General features: G+C 60.9%; 15 protein-coding genes and 1 other RNA gene. 7 read left to right on the top strand and 9 right to left on the bottom strand.

Going from position 1 to position 14,260, the window contains the following annotated elements:
* Nucleotide 1: 1 nt before the first annotated feature.
* From ruvA to AC1DWZ_RS22125, 3 genes are read right to left on the bottom strand one after another with little or no spacing between them, the layout of a single operon-like run.
* On the bottom strand, nt 2–622 hold the full coding sequence (gene ruvA, locus AC1DWZ_RS22135; protein ID WP_477171123.1) for a Holliday junction branch migration protein RuvA: 621 nt from the start codon (nt 620–622) through the stop codon (nt 2–4).
* Nucleotides 619–1,134, bottom strand: coding sequence for a crossover junction endodeoxyribonuclease RuvC (ruvC, locus tag AC1DWZ_RS22130; RefSeq protein ID WP_477171122.1), 516 nt, complete (start codon nt 1,132–1,134; stop codon nt 619–621). Before ruvC ends, ruvA begins: the two co-directional genes overlap by 4 nt.
* A gap of 41 nt (nt 1,135–1,175) precedes the next feature.
* Nucleotides 1,176–1,925 carry a YebC/PmpR family DNA-binding transcriptional regulator gene (locus AC1DWZ_RS22125; RefSeq protein WP_477171121.1) on the bottom strand — a complete coding sequence of 250 codons (750 nt, stop codon included), beginning with the start codon at nt 1,923–1,925 and terminating at the stop codon, nt 1,176–1,178.
* A gap of 326 nt (nt 1,926–2,251) precedes the next feature.
* Here AC1DWZ_RS22125 and AC1DWZ_RS22120 point away from each other — a divergent pair, with 326 nt between their 5' ends.
* Nucleotides 2,252–2,515: a hypothetical protein gene (locus tag AC1DWZ_RS22120; protein ID WP_477171120.1), complete on the top strand. Its 264-nt coding sequence runs from the start codon at nt 2,252–2,254 to the stop codon at nt 2,513–2,515.
* On the opposite strand, the gene AC1DWZ_RS22115 is transcribed toward AC1DWZ_RS22120, so the two are convergent.
* From AC1DWZ_RS22115 to AC1DWZ_RS22090, 6 genes are all read right to left on the bottom strand, one after another.
* A complete protein-coding gene (locus AC1DWZ_RS22115; protein ID WP_477171119.1) occupies nt 2,512–4,458 on the bottom strand; it encodes an MHYT domain-containing protein in 1,947 nt (648 codons plus the stop codon). The two genes, AC1DWZ_RS22120 and AC1DWZ_RS22115, sit on opposite strands and share 4 nt — an antisense overlap.
* Nucleotides 4,459–4,597: 139 nt before the next feature.
* Complete coding sequence (locus AC1DWZ_RS22110; protein WP_477171118.1) at nt 4,598–5,431, bottom strand: TIGR00282 family metallophosphoesterase; 834 nt, start codon at nt 5,429–5,431, stop codon at nt 4,598–4,600.
* Nucleotides 5,432–5,435: 4 nt separating this feature from the next.
* Nucleotides 5,436–6,032, bottom strand: a complete 597-nt coding sequence (locus AC1DWZ_RS22105; RefSeq protein WP_477171117.1) for a 5-formyltetrahydrofolate cyclo-ligase — start codon at nt 6,030–6,032, stop codon at nt 5,436–5,438.
* 94 nt (nt 6,033–6,126) lie between these two features.
* Nucleotides 6,127–6,284: non-coding RNA, 6S RNA (gene ssrS, locus AC1DWZ_RS22100), on the bottom strand.
* Nucleotides 6,285–6,297: 13 nt separating this feature from the next.
* A complete protein-coding gene (locus AC1DWZ_RS22095; protein ID WP_477171116.1) occupies nt 6,298–6,627 on the bottom strand; it encodes a cell division protein ZapA in 330 nt (109 codons plus the stop codon).
* Nucleotides 6,628–6,631: 4 nt separating this feature from the next.
* Nucleotides 6,632–6,859, bottom strand: coding sequence for a hypothetical protein (locus AC1DWZ_RS22090; protein ID WP_477171115.1), 228 nt, complete (start codon nt 6,857–6,859; stop codon nt 6,632–6,634).
* A 324-nt stretch (nt 6,860–7,183) separates the two neighbouring features.
* Between AC1DWZ_RS22090 and tkt the strand changes: the two genes are divergently transcribed.
* The 6 genes from tkt to AC1DWZ_RS22060 all read left to right on the top strand — a co-directional run bounded on the left by tkt (nt 7,184) and on the right by AC1DWZ_RS22060 (nt 14,245).
* Complete coding sequence (tkt, locus tag AC1DWZ_RS22085) at nt 7,184–9,181, top strand: transketolase (RefSeq protein ID WP_477171114.1); 1,998 nt, start codon at nt 7,184–7,186, stop codon at nt 9,179–9,181.
* A 37-nt stretch (nt 9,182–9,218) separates the two neighbouring features.
* Nucleotides 9,219–10,226, top strand: coding sequence for a type I glyceraldehyde-3-phosphate dehydrogenase (gap, locus tag AC1DWZ_RS22080; RefSeq protein ID WP_477171113.1), 1,008 nt, complete (start codon nt 9,219–9,221; stop codon nt 10,224–10,226).
* 431 nt (nt 10,227–10,657) lie between these two features.
* Complete coding sequence (locus tag AC1DWZ_RS22075; protein WP_477171112.1) at nt 10,658–11,140, top strand: hypothetical protein; 483 nt, start codon at nt 10,658–10,660, stop codon at nt 11,138–11,140.
* A 361-nt stretch (nt 11,141–11,501) separates the two neighbouring features.
* Entirely contained in the window at nt 11,502–11,951 is a 450-nt protein-coding gene (locus tag AC1DWZ_RS22070; protein ID WP_477171111.1) for an MAPEG family protein, read from the top strand.
* A gap of 11 nt (nt 11,952–11,962) precedes the next feature.
* Complete coding sequence (locus AC1DWZ_RS22065; RefSeq protein WP_477171110.1) at nt 11,963–12,946, top strand: heparin lyase I family protein; 984 nt, start codon at nt 11,963–11,965, stop codon at nt 12,944–12,946.
* 93 nt (nt 12,947–13,039) lie between these two features.
* Nucleotides 13,040–14,245 carry a serine hydrolase domain-containing protein gene (locus tag AC1DWZ_RS22060; RefSeq protein ID WP_477171109.1) on the top strand — a complete coding sequence of 402 codons (1,206 nt, stop codon included), beginning with the start codon at nt 13,040–13,042 and terminating at the stop codon, nt 14,243–14,245.
* Nucleotides 14,246–14,260: the final 15 nt, after the last annotated feature.

The raw sequence follows: 14,260 nt of genomic DNA, 5'->3' as shown, positions 1-14,260 counted from the left end.
CTCACTGGCTAAGCTCCTTGAGGCCTTTGAGGATGAGGTCGTTGAGCGGAGCAGCGGCCCCCTCTTTCTGCATCACCTTGGCGACGGCGCCATAGGCTTCCGCACGGCGATAACCGAGATTGACCAGGGCCGAGACGGCATCGTTCATCGGCCCGTCGGCACCATTGACCACAGGCGCATCGCCTGTGCTGCCGGCAGCCAAGGCAGCGCCCAGATTGATCCCGCCTGCCTTGTCCTTCATTTCGGAAACGACGCGCTGCGCCAGTTTCGGCCCAACGCCATTGGCGCGGGCGACTGCAGCCTTGTCCTGCGCCGCAACGGCACGCGCCAGTTCATCAGGCGCCAGGACAGAGAGAATGCTGAGGGCGACCTTGGCGCCCACGCCCTGCACATTGAGGAGGGCCCGGAACCAGTCGCGCTCCACCGTTTCGGCAAAGCCGAACAGCGAGATCGCGTCTTCGCGCACATGGGTGTCGATGAGCAGGCTGACGGCAGAGCCGCGCGCACCCAATCGACCCAGGGTCTTGCCGCTCGCATGAACGACATAGCCCACGCCGCCCACATCGATGATGGCGGCATCGGTTGCAACACTATCGACCACACCTGTGAGCTTGCCGATCAACGGGCAACCTCACGGAAATCCTGGGCACCCCATTTGCCGAGCGTGCCCATGTGGTGGGCATGACAGATGGCAACGGCCAGCGCGTCGGCCGCGTCGGCGCTTTTCTGGTCGCGTGCCGCCGGCAGCAGCACACCCACCATCATCTGCACCTGTTCCTTGCCGGCATGACCGGCGCCGACCACGGATTTCTTGACCAGGTTGGCCGGATATTCCGCCACACGCAGCTTGTAGAGCGCCGGCGTCAACAGCACGACGCCACGGGCGAGGCCCAATTTCAGGGTCGAGCTCGGGTTCTTGTTGACGAAGGTCTCCTCGACCGCCGCTTCGTCCGGCTGGTGTAGATCGATCACCGCTCGCAGACCGTCATGGATCTCGACCAGGCGTTCCGACAAAGGCGATTTGGCAAGCGTGTTCACGACACCCGCGGCCACAAACGAAAGCCGCGAGCCGACGGCGTCGATGACGCCCCAGCCGGTATGCTGCAGACCGGGATCCAGTCCGAGAATTCGCATGCCGCAAGCAGTTCCTTTGTTGCCCGTTTTGCGTTACGGGGTCAGGCCGTCAGCTTGGCCAGGGTTTCTTCCGACACTTCGAAATTGGCGCTGACGGTCTGGACGTCGTCATTGTCCTCCAGCGTGTCGATCAGCTTGAACAGAGACTCGGCGACGTCACCGTCGACCGGAGCCGTGGTGACCGGCCGCCATTGCAGGCGCGCTTCCTTGGCTTCCTTGAACTTGGCTTCGAGCGCATCGCGCACGGTCGCAAAATCATCCGTGGCACAGGTAATCTCGTGGACCTCAGCATCGGATTCGACATTGTCGGCACCGGCATCGAGGGCGGCTTCGAACATCGCGTCCGCGCTGGCCACCTTGGCCGGATAACGAATGACGCCCTTGCGCTCGAACATGAAGCTCACGGAATTGGTTTCGCCCAGATTGCCGCCGGCCTTGGCAAAGGCCGTGCGGACCTCGGTCGCGGTCCGGTTCCGGTTGTCGGTCAGTGCCTCGACGATGACGGCGACGCCGCCAGGGCCATAGCCCTCATAGCGGACCTCGTCATAGGCCGTCATGTCCTCGCCACCGGCGCCGCGCTTGATGGCGCGTTCCATAGTGTCTTTGGGCATGTTGGCCTCACGGGCCGCCAGGATGGCCGCACGCAGGCGCGGATTGGTCGCCGGGTCGGGCGAGCCCATCTTTGCCGAGACGGTCAATTCGCGGATGATCTTGGTGAAGACCTTGGCGCGCTTCGCATCCTGCGCACCCTTCCGGTACATGATGTTCTTAAATTGGGAATGGCCAGCCATCGATCCGTTCCTGAACGCAAAACCTAGTGTGGACTATCGGCAAATCCTGACCAGATGTTGGGATCGGGCGCCATCCTTGGGGCGACGCTAGACCGCGAATATGGCAGGATTTTGACGCCTTTTAGCACAATTCGCCCGCCTGCCAAGCCCGACCGGCACAAGACAGCCCAGATCGACCACCTCACACCCCAATCTGCCGATTCGCCTGGATTTCCGACGAAACGCGGTAAAATTCATGACTCGTTTACGGAGAGCTGCGTATAGCTATTAACGATTGGTCTCGATTCGGACCAAATATGGCGAGTTAGGCGAAGAAAGGTCAGTTCATGTCCCGAACGATCCGGGAGCCTGGTAGCGGTAGCCAAAGCGTCAATCTCGAGGCCGAAATCCGTCGGATGGCGGAAGTCGTCACCCAGGTTGCACGGCAGATGGGCCTGGAAGGCGTCACCGGCGCCCTCACCATGGCCGGCGACGGCCAGCCCCATGCCTGCGACCGCGTCCATGACATGGCCCGTCAGTTCATGGCCCGTGCCGAACAGATGCAGAGCGAAGTCGACCGCTTCATGTCCGTGGCCGGCAAGCGCGCCTAGCGGGTACCGACCCCTGCGAGGGGGATGACATTGTTGCCCACAGAATTCCCTCCTGCAGAATTCTCCTGTGTGCCGACATACTTCACCCGGTCCGGCGGGAATCTTACCAAAATCAACGTACCGACGCCCCGGGCACTTTCGATCACCAATTGTCCGTCGTGAAGCGCGATCAGCGCGCTGGTGATCGGCAGCCCTAAGCCAGCCCCATCGAAATTGCGGTTGAGCCCCCGGTCACCCTTGCCAAAGGGCTGCATTGCCTGGGCGACCTCTTCCTCACTCATGCCAACGCCATTGTCCTGGATGGAAATGACGCAGGCCCGGTCATCATCAATTTCAGCGCTGATCCGGACCCGCCCATGGTCAGGGGTGAATTTCAGGGCATTGGACAACAGGTTGATAAAGATCTGCCGCAGCTTGTCATGGTCGACCAGGATACTGAACCGACTGTCGAAAGCTTCGACGGTGACGTGGATGTCCTTTGCCGCGATCTGGTCGTGATAGAGCTTGARAACCAGTTCCACCTCGGCGATCGGATTGAGTTGTACGCTCTCCAGCCGCAGATTGCCGGATTCCGCGCGGGAGTAGTCGAGCGTGCGGTTGATCAGTTCGAGCAATTCCTTGCCGCTCGCATTGATGTCCCGGGCAAACTCGAAATAGGCCGGCAGCAAAGGGCCATTGGGCTGCGCCAGAAGCAGATCGGAAAAGCCAATAATTGAATTGAGTGGCGTCCTTAGTTCATGGCTGACATTAGCCAGGAACGTCGATTTCGCCCGGCTGCCCGCTTCTGCCCGTTCCTTGGCGGCGCGCAGTTCTTCGGTGAAGCGCTTCTTTTCCGTCACGTCATGGAGCTTCACCACCAATGCATGGAGATGCGGATCGGCCAGCAGGTTGGTGACGGTCATGTCCATATAGGTCACATGACCGGACACGGCCCGGATCGGCATCTCGACTTCAAACGTCGCTCCCGGCTGACGCAAGATATCGCCGATAAGACTCTGATATTCTTGCTTCTTATTGTCCGGCACAAAATCGATCAAGACGTGATGGAGCAGCACGTCCTCCGCATAGCCCAGGATGCGCCGGGTCGACGGGGAATCGTAGGTGATGCGGCCATCGGCATCGAGCAACAGCACGATGTTGGAACTGGCGGTAACCACCGTCTCGAAACGCCGTTCGGTGCGGCGCAGTTGCTCAGCTTCGCGTCTTGCCCGGACATCGAACCTGCGATCGCTGACGGCCGCCATGAAGCCGATCGCCAGAATTAGGAAAGTAGCGACCGCCAGCGCCATGGCCATGACCGATGTCGGCGTTCCGTCACCAACGGCCGGCAGGATGTCATTCACGTTGCTGGTAAAGCTCACCCCTGCCATCGCAGTGTAGTGCATGCCGGCAATGGCAGCCCCCATCACCAGGGAGGCTGCGAACTTGTGCCAGGTCCGGTCCAGTTTCAGGCTGAGCCAGAAAGCCGCCGTTGCTGCCACCACCGCGACCGCGACCGAGACGGCGACCAGGAGCCAGTCGTGGCGCATCTGGACGGAAATGATCATGGCGGCCATGCCGGTGTAGTGCATGGCCGCGACGCCGCACCCCGTGACACCACCTGCCAGGATCAGCAATGGCCAGCTGAGACTCCGGCGCCAGGAAACGATGGCATAACCGATCGCGGTTGAGACGATCGCCAAAAGGAGTGACGCCAGTGTCAGGCCGATGTCATAGCGGATATTGATGTGGAGTGAAAAAGCCAGCATGGCGATGAAATGCATCGACCAGATGCCGCCACCCAAGGTGCAGCCGGCTGCTGCCAACCATAACCATCTGGCCCGCCCTCGCGCCTCGCGCAAACGTTCGGCAACGTCGAGCGACACCAATGAGCTGACGACGGCAACCAGCAGGGACAGCAGGACGATCAACGGGTCGTGGCTGGTGTGCAGGTTGCTGACCATCGGGCTCCACTGATCCTGGCGGCGATGCGGACAATAATGGGCAGCTGGGCAAGAATCGCTTGCCCAAACTTATATCATATAAGTGACCTGAAGCCCTTAATCTAAGGTTAAGGCCTTGATAATGAGGTAATCTCGGCGCTCAGGCGACGGGTGCCAGCGCCGTCTTGGGCATTGTTTGCGAGAGCTTGCCACCCACCCTCACCGGCTCGATACGCTTGGCAAGGCCGGTCGCATCGTCGGTTTCGACAAAGACGCCGCACAGGGTGCCAGCACCGTTGGCCGGGCTCAGCCGCTCGGTCGGCAGCTTTTTGGTGAACCGCAGGACCGGCGCGGTCTTTTCCATGCCGATGACGGAATCGTAGTCGCCGCACATGCCGGCGTCGGACTGATAGGCCGTCCCCTTCTCCAGGATCATGTGATCGGCCGTCGGCACATGGGTGTGGGTACCGACCACAAAGGAGGCGCGGCCATCCACGAAATGGCCGAACGCCATCTTCTCGCTGGTGGCCTCGGCATGGAAATCGAACAGGATCGCATCGGCGTTGCCGCCTAAGCGATAGGTCTTGAGCAGCACCTCGGCCGCGGCAAATGGATCATCGAGCGGATCCATGAACAGGCGGCCCATCAGGTTCGCGACCAGCACCTTCTTGCCACGCGCGGTCTGGAACAGGCCAGCACCCTTGCCCGGCGTCCCCATAGGAAAGTTTACCGGCCGGAGCAACCGCGGCTCGCTGCCGATGAAACCCACCGTCTCCTTCTGGTCCCAGACATGGTTGCCGGTGGTCGCACAATCGACCCCATGGGCGAACAGATCAGCGCAGAGTTTCTGGGTAATGCCGAAGCCGCCAGCGGCGTTCTCCACGTTGGCGACGACAAAATCCACGCTGAGATCGCGTCTCAATTGCGGCAGCCGCTCGACCACCACATCGCGCCCAGCGCGCCCGACCAGATCACCCAAAAACAGCAAATTCATATGATTAAGATTCTTTCCCAACGTCAAACTTGAAAACCGCGCGCTCTGTCACAATGAGGTCCAGCGGCTGGTCATATAAGCCGCGTGGAACGAAGGCGACTTCCTGGGCGGCGTAGGCTACGCCGACGGCGATAGCATGCGCCTCGCTCCGCAGCTTGGCCAGTGTGCGGTCATAGAAGCCGCCGCCATAGCCTAAACGATAGCCGTCGGGGTCGAAGGCAAGGAGCGGCACTAGGAGGATCGTCGGTACCACGTTCGGCGCCCCGACTGGCGGGGTCATGACCCGGAAGCTACCCTCCACCATCTCATCCTCGGGGTGCCAACGGCGGAAAATCAGCGGGGCGTCCCTGGCGACGACCACGGGGAGGCCGACCGGATGCCCCAGCGCGTGATAATGGGCCAAAGCGGGGCGCACATCGATCTCGCCCTCCAGCGGCCAGTAGCCGGAGATGGCAAGCCCGGGCGGCATCGGCAGCGCCTCCGCCAGATGCTGCTTCAGCGCCTGCCCGGCAAGCGGGTTCGCCCGCCAGGCGACATCCCGCATCGCAAAGGCTTGTTGCCGTAAATGAGATTTAAGATCAGTGAGTTCCTGGGAATCCATAAACTGAAATCTAAATAATTGTTGATCGACTGAGCAGCAAACAGCCGCGCCGATGATCGAACAAATCGATCACGGGCGCGGCTGTAATGAGGTGGGCGGTGCCACCTGGGCCGTTCGCACGTATGAATCCTCCGTGGCCTGCCTAAGCAGGTGGGCACCGTGTATCCGAGACCACGGTCTCGGTAGGGACAGCTCCCTAGAGGTTAGAATTGGCCTCAGGGATTACCCGGCTTGCGCACCCTGCAGCGGTCCGCCCAGACGGTACTTAGGCTGCTTCCAGCCGCGCCGCAATAGCTTCGATCTTGACGGCCAGGCGCTCGATGGTGTCAGCAAGGGCAATCTCGCGCCGCTGGACGAGGTCTTCCTGCTGCCCTTTGAGCTGGGCGATCTGGCGGTTCTTCTGGTCGAGCTCGTCGGCGAGCAGCAGGCCGGTCAAGGCAAACAGCAGGTTTTCCGCCACCGGCCCGGAATTCTTGGCCAAGCCTTCCATGCGGCGCCGGATCTCGCCGGAGAGTTCCTGGACGCGGGCCTCCTCGCCCTCGCCACAGGCGATGTCATAATTGCGGCCATTCAGCGCAATGGTGACGGTCGGCATGATCTCAAGCCCCCTCGGTCACGGAATGCATGCGGCCGATGACGGTGTCCAAACGGTCGGACACCAGCCGCGCTTCCGATTGCAGCAAGGAATAGGTTTGGCGCAGCACCGCCAATTCGGTCTGCAGCAGGTCGCGATCCTTGTAGCCGCGCGAGGAACTGTCCTCGACCGCCGAATCCAAGCGCGCCATGGCCGCGTCGAGGCGACTAATTGCCGTATCCAATCTGGACATCCTGTCGGTCCCTGCCCCCGGTTGGCCCGTTTCCAGTAAGCGGCCCTGAATTAGAACCTAACATCTGGATCGGTTTGATTGCCGGTTTCTTCTCGTTTACTCGACCTATCGAAGCGGCGTCAACCGACGCGGTACGCCAGCCTGCACACGCCGGTCCAGGAAATGGAGACTTTCCGGCAAATACTGCGGGAATCCGTTGTTGACCTTGGGCCCCCGCGCGGGCATGTTCCGGCCCGATCCGGCGGCCGGATCGGTTGGCCGCCATATGAGGATTCTCGGGTAATTGCCCGCCGATCCGAACAGAATTCTGGCCAAGGAATGATGATGGACGCCAATTCGGCTGCTGCCGCCAAGACCACAATCCCCCACCGCGATCTGGCCAATGCCATTCGCGCCCTGTCGATGGATGCGGTCGAGGCCGCCAATTCCGGACACCCCGGCATGCCGATGGGCATGGCCGACGTGGCGACTGTCCTTTTTCAGCGGCATCTGAAGTTCAACGCCGCCCAGCCCGGCTGGCCGGACCGGGACCGTTTCGTGCTATCGGCCGGCCATGGCTCGATGCTGATGTATTCGCTCCTGCACCTCAACGGCTATGAGGGTGTTACCCTCGATGAGCTGAAGCGTTTCCGCCAATGGGGCAGCAAGACGCCAGGCCATCCCGAATTCGGCCATACGCCGGGTGTCGAAACGACCACAGGCCCGTTGGGCCAGGGTCTCGCCAACGCCGTCGGCATGGCACTCGCCGAACGGATCCTCAATGCCCGCTTCGGCGACGATCTGGTCGACCATTACACCTATGCGATTGCGGGCGACGGCTGCCTGATGGAAGGCATCAGCCACGAAGCGATTTCGCTCGCCGGCCATTTGAAGCTCAACAAGCTCATCGTCCTCTTTGACGATAACGGCATCTCGATCGACGGCGCGGTCTCCMTCTCCTGCTCCGACGACCAGGTGACGCGCTTCCAGGCCAGCGGCTGGAACGCCGTGCGGGTTGACGGCCACGATCCGGAGGCCGTTTCGGCCGCCATCGCCGCTGCCAAAAAATCGGCCAAGCCCTCGCTCATCGCCTGCAAGACGGTGATCGGTTTCGGCGCCCCGAAGAAAGGTGGTACCTCGGCCACCCACGGCTCGCCGCTCGGCAAGGAAGAGATCGCCGGTGCCCGCGAGAAGCTCGGCTGGAGCCATGAGCCCTTCGTGATCCCGGCCGAGATCAAGTCCGCCTGGGAAGCGATCGGCGGCCGCGGCAGCGACGCCCAGCAGGCTTGGACCAAGCGCCTCGATGGCAGCAAACTGAAGGGTGAGTTCGAGCACGCGATATCCGGCGACCTGCCGGCCAATTTCGCCGATGTCGTCGGCGATCTCAAATCCGCCATCGCCAAGGACGCGCCGAAGCTTGCGACACGCATGTCCTCGCAGCTGGTGCTGGATGCGCTGGTCCCGGCCGTGCCGGAACTGATCGGCGGGTCCGCCGACCTTACGGGCTCAAACAACACCAAGGCCAAGGTTGCCAAGCCGGTCTCGGCCGAGAATTATGGCGGCAACTATATCTATTACGGCATCCGCGAGCATGGCATGGCCGCCGCCATGAACGGCATGGCTCTGCACGGCGGCATCATCCCGTTCGGCGGTACCTTCCTGGTGTTCACCGACTACTGCCGTCCGGCCATTCGCCTTTCCGCCCTGATGAAGCAGCGCGTTGTCTATGTCATGACGCATGATTCGATCGGTCTGGGCGAAGATGGCCCGACCCATCAGCCGGTCGAACATCTGGCCGCCTTGCGTGCCATTCCGAACCTGCTGGTGTTCCGTCCGTGCGACACGATGGAAACGGCGGAATGCTGGGCTCTGGCGCTCACGACCAAGGACCGCCCGTCGGTCCTGGCCCTCACCCGCCAGGCCTTGCCGCATCTTCGCGCCGACGCCGCCAACGCCAACCATTGCGCCCGCGGCGGTTATATCATCCGTCCGACGCAGAAGGACCGCAAGGTGACGCTCATCGCCACCGGTTCGGAAGTCGCCATCGCCGTCGAAGCGCAGAAGCTGCTCGAGGAAAAGGGCATCGGCACCGCCGTCGTCTCGATGCCGAGCTGCGAACTGTTCAATGAGCAATCGGCCGCTTATAAGAAGGAAGTTCTGGGCACGGGCCTGAAGGTCGCCATCGAGGCGGCAATCGGCTTCGGCTGGGAGCGCTTTATCGGGACTGATGGCATTTTCATTGGCATGAAGGGCTTCGGCGCTTCGGCACCGATCAACGATCTCTATAATCACTTTGGCATCACGCCGGCGGCAATCGTCGACGCCGTCACCGCGAAGCTCTAAGATTTAATCCGCGTCGAATTTCAGGAAAGGTAATCACATGGCAGTTCGGGTTGCGATCAACGGGTTCGGCCGCATTGGCCGTCTCGTCCTCCGCGCGATGATGGAATCGGGCCGCAAGGACATCGAGGTGGTCGGCATCAATGATCTGGGTCCGGTTGAAACCAATGCCCATCTCTTCCGCTATGATTCCGTACATGGCACCTTCAACGGCACTGTGAAGACCAAGGAAGGCGCCATGGATGTCGGCCGCGGCTGGATCAATGTCAGCGCCGAGCGCGACCCTGCCAAGCTGCCGTGGAAAGACCTCAAGGTCGACGTGGTCGCCGAATGCACCGGCCTGTTCACGGATAAGGAAAAGGCCAAGCTGCATCTCGCGGCCGGCGCCAAGCGCGTGCTGATCTCGGCACCCGCCACCAATGCCGACATCACCGTCGTCTATGGTGTCAACCACACCAAGCTGAAGAAGTCGCACACCGTCATCTCCAACGCGTCCTGCACCACCAACTGCCTGACGCCGGTTGCCTATGTGCTGCACAAGGCGCTGGGCATCGAGCACGGCTTCATGACGACGATCCATTCCTATACCGGTGACCAGCCGACGCTCGACACCATGCACAAGGATCTCTATCGCGGCCGTGCGGCGGCGCTGAGCATGATCCCGACCACGACGGGTGCTGCGAAGGCTGTGGGTCTCGTCATGCCGGAACTCGCCGGCAAGCTTGACGGCACCTCCATCCGTGTGCCGACGCCGAACGTGTCTGTGGTCGATTTCAAGTTCGTCTCCAAGAAGGCGACGACCGCAGAAAAGGTCAACGCCGCGATTATCAAGGCTGCCAATGGCCCGCTCAAAGGCATCCTCGGTACCAACGACCAGCCGCTGGTCTCGATCGACTTCAACCACAACCCACACAGCTCGACCTTCGATCTGTCGCAGACCAAGGTCATCGATGGCACCTTCGTGCGCATCCTGACCTGGTACGACAACGAATGGGGTTTCTCGAACCGCATGTGCGACGTGGCAGCCGCGGTTGGCAAACTCGGCTAGACGGTCCATAGCGTAGAAGATTGGCCCCCGGATCAGAGATGGTCCGGGGGTTTTTCTTTGATGTGGGAATCTGCCCCGGGATCCCCTTGATTTTTTATTCAACGCATTTCCGGGACCGTTCTTGCTGAAAATATCTTCGTGAAAGGTTCGAGCCTCACTCTCAAAACGGATAGTCGGCGCCGCGGATCGGCCGCGGGTCCCACCGCCCGTGGACGGTATTCTGGCCAATACATGCCGCTGCGCTGCCTGTTCAAATTCTGACGTCGAGCCCTTTTTAGGGTTCGGTGAGGCGCGGCCCTCATGATGGCACTTCCCTGCCAACCGATCTCTATCGGATCATCGGCCGAAGTCGCTAAGATAGTGGTGACACCAGTCGTGCCGCCGGTACGATGCCAATCGGATTTATGGCGTCCAATTATGGAGTAATCCGAATGCGAGTTTTCCGAATTTTTCTGGTGACCTTGGCCATTGCCCTGACGTCGGTCGGTGCTCCTGCCTATGCGTGCATGATGCAGGCACCAATCGATCTTGCTGACGTCAAGTATGCGGAAGTCGTGGTGATTGGCCGTATTGCCAATTACGAGATCGTTGACGATCCTGGCTTCCTAGCTAGCTATGCTAGGTTCGACATTTTGGTTGATGAAGTTCTGGTTGGGAAGGTCTCCCAGAAACTTACCGTGACATGGGACAACTCAACGTATGAAGAACCGAAGAGCATGGCCTCCGAACCATTCTTGATTGCCTTGCGCGATCCAAGATCCGGGCAGCTTCCGCTCCGTGGGCCCAGCGCCACGATCCTCCCCAATCCTGAGCCCAGCATCTTGACGGTACTGCAGGCGCCTTGCGCCATTCCCTTTATGTTTTCGAGTACCAGCGATGAATCTCGTGAGATTCGGGGAATTTTGCAGCAATAGCGGTAGGCGACCGGCGCTGTTCTTCATCATGAAAAGAAAACGTCTGGCGAGTTCCGCGCGCCGTCTTGGTTAGATTCCACAAATTAGGCTAATGGCTCAACTCGCAGAACCAGTCCTGTTTCCCACATTAACGGCCAACTCCTAGCAGACATGGTTCTGGGGGTTTCTTTACCCAGCACGCCCTCACCTACTCAGCTTTTTCGTTATCCCCGGTCCCGATCTTGAAACAGGGAGACCCAGGGTCCACTGATTTTTCTGATCGTGTGGATGCCCGGCCAACCTTGATTCAAAGGTCGGCCCGGGCGTAACGAGTTGGAGTTACAGACGATTGCTGCGCTACCCACTCGCTTGAACCAGAGTTATGATGGCGGCGACTAAGGTCGATTGCCGGCCGGTCTCATGGGAGGTCAATGTGCCAGGGGAAATCTCTGTCGAACTCGGTTTGCTCGTCTGGTCCGTGATCCTGTGCATCGCGCAGATGTTGATTGCCGTCATTGCCACGCAGCTGCAGGTGGGTTTGCCGGCCCTGGCCGGTAACCGGGAGAATATGCCGGATATCATCGGCCTCGCCGGCAGGGCGACCCGGGCACATCGCAACATGCTGGAAAACCTGGTCCTGTTCGCGTCGCTGGTGCTGGTGGCGCAAGTGACCGGCCATGCCAATGCCATGACCGCTTTGGGAGCACAGCTCTTTTTCTGGGCGCGCCTTGCCCATGCCATCGTTTATCTCATCGGCGTGCCCTGGATCAGGACCGGCGCCTGGACTGTCTCGATGGTGGGCCTCGTCCTTATCATCCTGCAACTCGTGTAAGGCGCCGCCTCATGCCCGTCGCAAAATGTCTTGGCATTATGCGATGGGCGCTGGCGGCAGGGTTGCTTGCCGGGCCGATCGCCGCGGCAGATGGTGCCGATGCGCCGGCATTGCGCGAAGGCTTCGAGGCCGTCGCCTTTGCGTCTGCTTTCGTGCCCTGCGAGCGGCCTGAAGGTCAAATATCGCTCAGCCGCGAGCATGCGCGGGCTGGTGAAAAATCCCTGAAGCTGCGTATTCGCGAGCCGGTCTTCGGCACCGCTACCTGGGTTCCGAAGCCGACCTCATGCCTGGTCGAGGGGCGCTATGCCGAATATACGCCAGACGAAAAGGAACGCGCCGAGATCTGGGAGAGCTTCGATCTTGGTCCGAAATTCGGCGACGATCTCTATTATGGTTTCTCGATGTGGATCGACCGGGCGAGTGCGCCGCTCGATGACGGCACCCGCCTGGTGATCGGTCAATGGAAGGCGCCAATCGACGACAGTCCGTTCGTGGCACAGCGTTTCACTGGCGGCTATTATCATCTGACGCTGGATGTCGATGCAGCGGAACATGATCCAGCAACCGGCAAACCCTATGGCTGCAAATTGCTGCTGGCCTTTGAAGCCGATATGCCCCTTGACGACGTTGCACCCGCGAAAGCACTCGGCCTGCCATCGCGTTGCGAAGCCAAACAAGGCGGACCAGAGATCCCCCTGACACCAGCCCATGCCATCGCGATCGAACGCTTTGCCTATCTGCCACCACCCTATAATCACTGGACCGATCTGGTCTTTCGCGTAAAAGGCGGTGCCGATGGCATCGTCGAAATCTGGGCCAATGGGACCAAGATCGCACGCGCCACGGGTCATGTCGGGCATGGTGGCGCGGTTGGCCAACCGCAATATTTCAAGTTTGGCCCCTATCGCGACCCGGCCTCCTTCGCAACCACGGTATTTCTCGACAATCTGGCGCGCGGGTCCAGCTTTGCCGACGTCGATCCAGCCATGCCTTGACCGGCTGTCACCTATGCATCGCACTGCTGGCCCTTGGCGCGGATGGTCCGGCGGGGCTAGATTGCGTCACGTCTTGGGGAATGGGGTACTGCGATGGATGGGATGCCTTTCGAAACCGGGTTGATGCAAGGGTCGCCAGCGGCGCCCGAAAATCAGGTGACCCTGGCCAATTGGCGTCTGCCGCCGTTCAATCGCTGGGCCTTTAGCCATGTGTCTGAGATCATTCCCAGCGACATCATCGCCCATGATCCCGTACATGTGATTCCACTCAGCGCGACAACGGCGGATCTCAGCCAGATTACCTACCGCACCGCCGCCGGACAAAACGGCACCGTCGGCAGCATGATCGCCGAGACCTTCACCGACGGCTTCCTGGTCCTGCGACAAGGCCGCATGGTGACCGAACATTACGCGGCAGCCCTCACGCCGCTTCGCCCGCACATCATCTTTTCGGTCAGTAAATCCCTCACCGGTACCTTGGCCGGGCTGCTGGTCGAGCGCGGACAACTTGATCCCAGCGCCCTCGTCTCGCACTACCTGCCAGAGACCAAGGGGTCGGCCTATGGCGATGCCACCGTGCGGCATGTGCTGGACATGACTGTCGCCATCGACTTCACCGAGGATTATCTCGACCCCGAAGGTGATTTCATGCGCTACCGCCGGGCAAGCGGCTGGAACCCGGTGGACGATCCGGAGAGCGCTGGCGACCTGCGCAGCTTCCTTGCTTCGACACGGCGCGCGGCCGGCGATCATGGCCAGACCTTCCACTATGTCTCGCCCAATTCCGATCTCTTGGGCTGGCTGCTGGAACGTGCTGCGGGCCGCAAGCTTTCCGACCAGTTGAGCGAGGGCATCTGGCAGCATATCGGCGCCGAAATGCCGGCCTATATCACCGTCGACCGGCTGGGTGCTGCGCGGACGGCCGGCGGCATGAGTGCCACGCTGCGCGATCTCGCGCGATTCGGCGAGATGATGCGCCACCACGGCACGGTTGCCGGCAAGACGGTCGTGCCGCGCATCTGGGTCGATGACATCCTGAAGAATGGCGACAAGGGCGCCTGGGCGCGCGGCGACATGTCGACCTTCATTGTCGGCGGCAAGTATCGGAGCAAATGGTACATCGTCGACGATTCGCGCGAAGCCTTCTGCGCCGTGGGCATTCACGGGCAGTGGATCTTCATCGACCGCAAGGCCGAAACCGTGATCGTCAAAGTATCGTCACAGCCACTGCCGGTTGATCACGGCATGGATGCGCATATCCTGGCCGCGTTCCGAGCCATCACCGCGCAGTTCGGCTGACCGCCGCCCTATTCG

Source organism: Dongia sp. P2_B8 (assembly GCF_056404715.1).
The sequence above is the reverse complement of the archived record's forward strand: the minus strand, read 5'-3'. Positions and strand labels throughout refer to the sequence as shown.

What these genes read in the sequence shown, in the direction of transcription:
- AC1DWZ_RS22110 (WP_477171118.1), bottom strand. Translation starts at nt 5,431, where the DNA reads ATGAATTTGCTGTTTTTGGGTGATCTGGTCGGGCGCGCTGGGCGCGAT.
- AC1DWZ_RS22120 (WP_477171120.1), top strand. Translation starts at nt 2,252, where the DNA reads ATGTCCCGAACGATCCGGGAGCCTGGTAGCGGTAGCCAAAGCGTCAAT.
- AC1DWZ_RS22070 (WP_477171111.1), top strand. Translation starts at nt 11,502, where the DNA reads ATGATGGCGGCGACTAAGGTCGATTGCCGGCCGGTCTCATGGGAGGTC.
- AC1DWZ_RS22075 (WP_477171112.1), top strand. Translation starts at nt 10,658, where the DNA reads ATGCGAGTTTTCCGAATTTTTCTGGTGACCTTGGCCATTGCCCTGACG.
- AC1DWZ_RS22090 (WP_477171115.1), bottom strand. Translation starts at nt 6,859, where the DNA reads ATGTCCAGATTGGATACGGCAATTAGTCGCCTCGACGCGGCCATGGCG.
- AC1DWZ_RS22125 (WP_477171121.1), bottom strand. Translation starts at nt 1,925, where the DNA reads ATGGCTGGCCATTCCCAATTTAAGAACATCATGTACCGGAAGGGTGCG.
- AC1DWZ_RS22095 (WP_477171116.1), bottom strand. Translation starts at nt 6,627, where the DNA reads ATGCCGACCGTCACCATTGCGCTGAATGGCCGCAATTATGACATCGCC.
- AC1DWZ_RS22065 (WP_477171110.1), top strand. Translation starts at nt 11,963, where the DNA reads ATGCCCGTCGCAAAATGTCTTGGCATTATGCGATGGGCGCTGGCGGCA.
- AC1DWZ_RS22105 (WP_477171117.1), bottom strand. Translation starts at nt 6,032, where the DNA reads ATGGATTCCCAGGAACTCACTGATCTTAAATCTCATTTACGGCAACAA.
- gap (WP_477171113.1), top strand. Translation starts at nt 9,219, where the DNA reads ATGGCAGTTCGGGTTGCGATCAACGGGTTCGGCCGCATTGGCCGTCTC.
- ruvC (WP_477171122.1), bottom strand. Translation starts at nt 1,134, where the DNA reads ATGCGAATTCTCGGACTGGATCCCGGTCTGCAGCATACCGGCTGGGGC.
- AC1DWZ_RS22060 (WP_477171109.1), top strand. Translation starts at nt 13,040, where the DNA reads ATGGATGGGATGCCTTTCGAAACCGGGTTGATGCAAGGGTCGCCAGCG.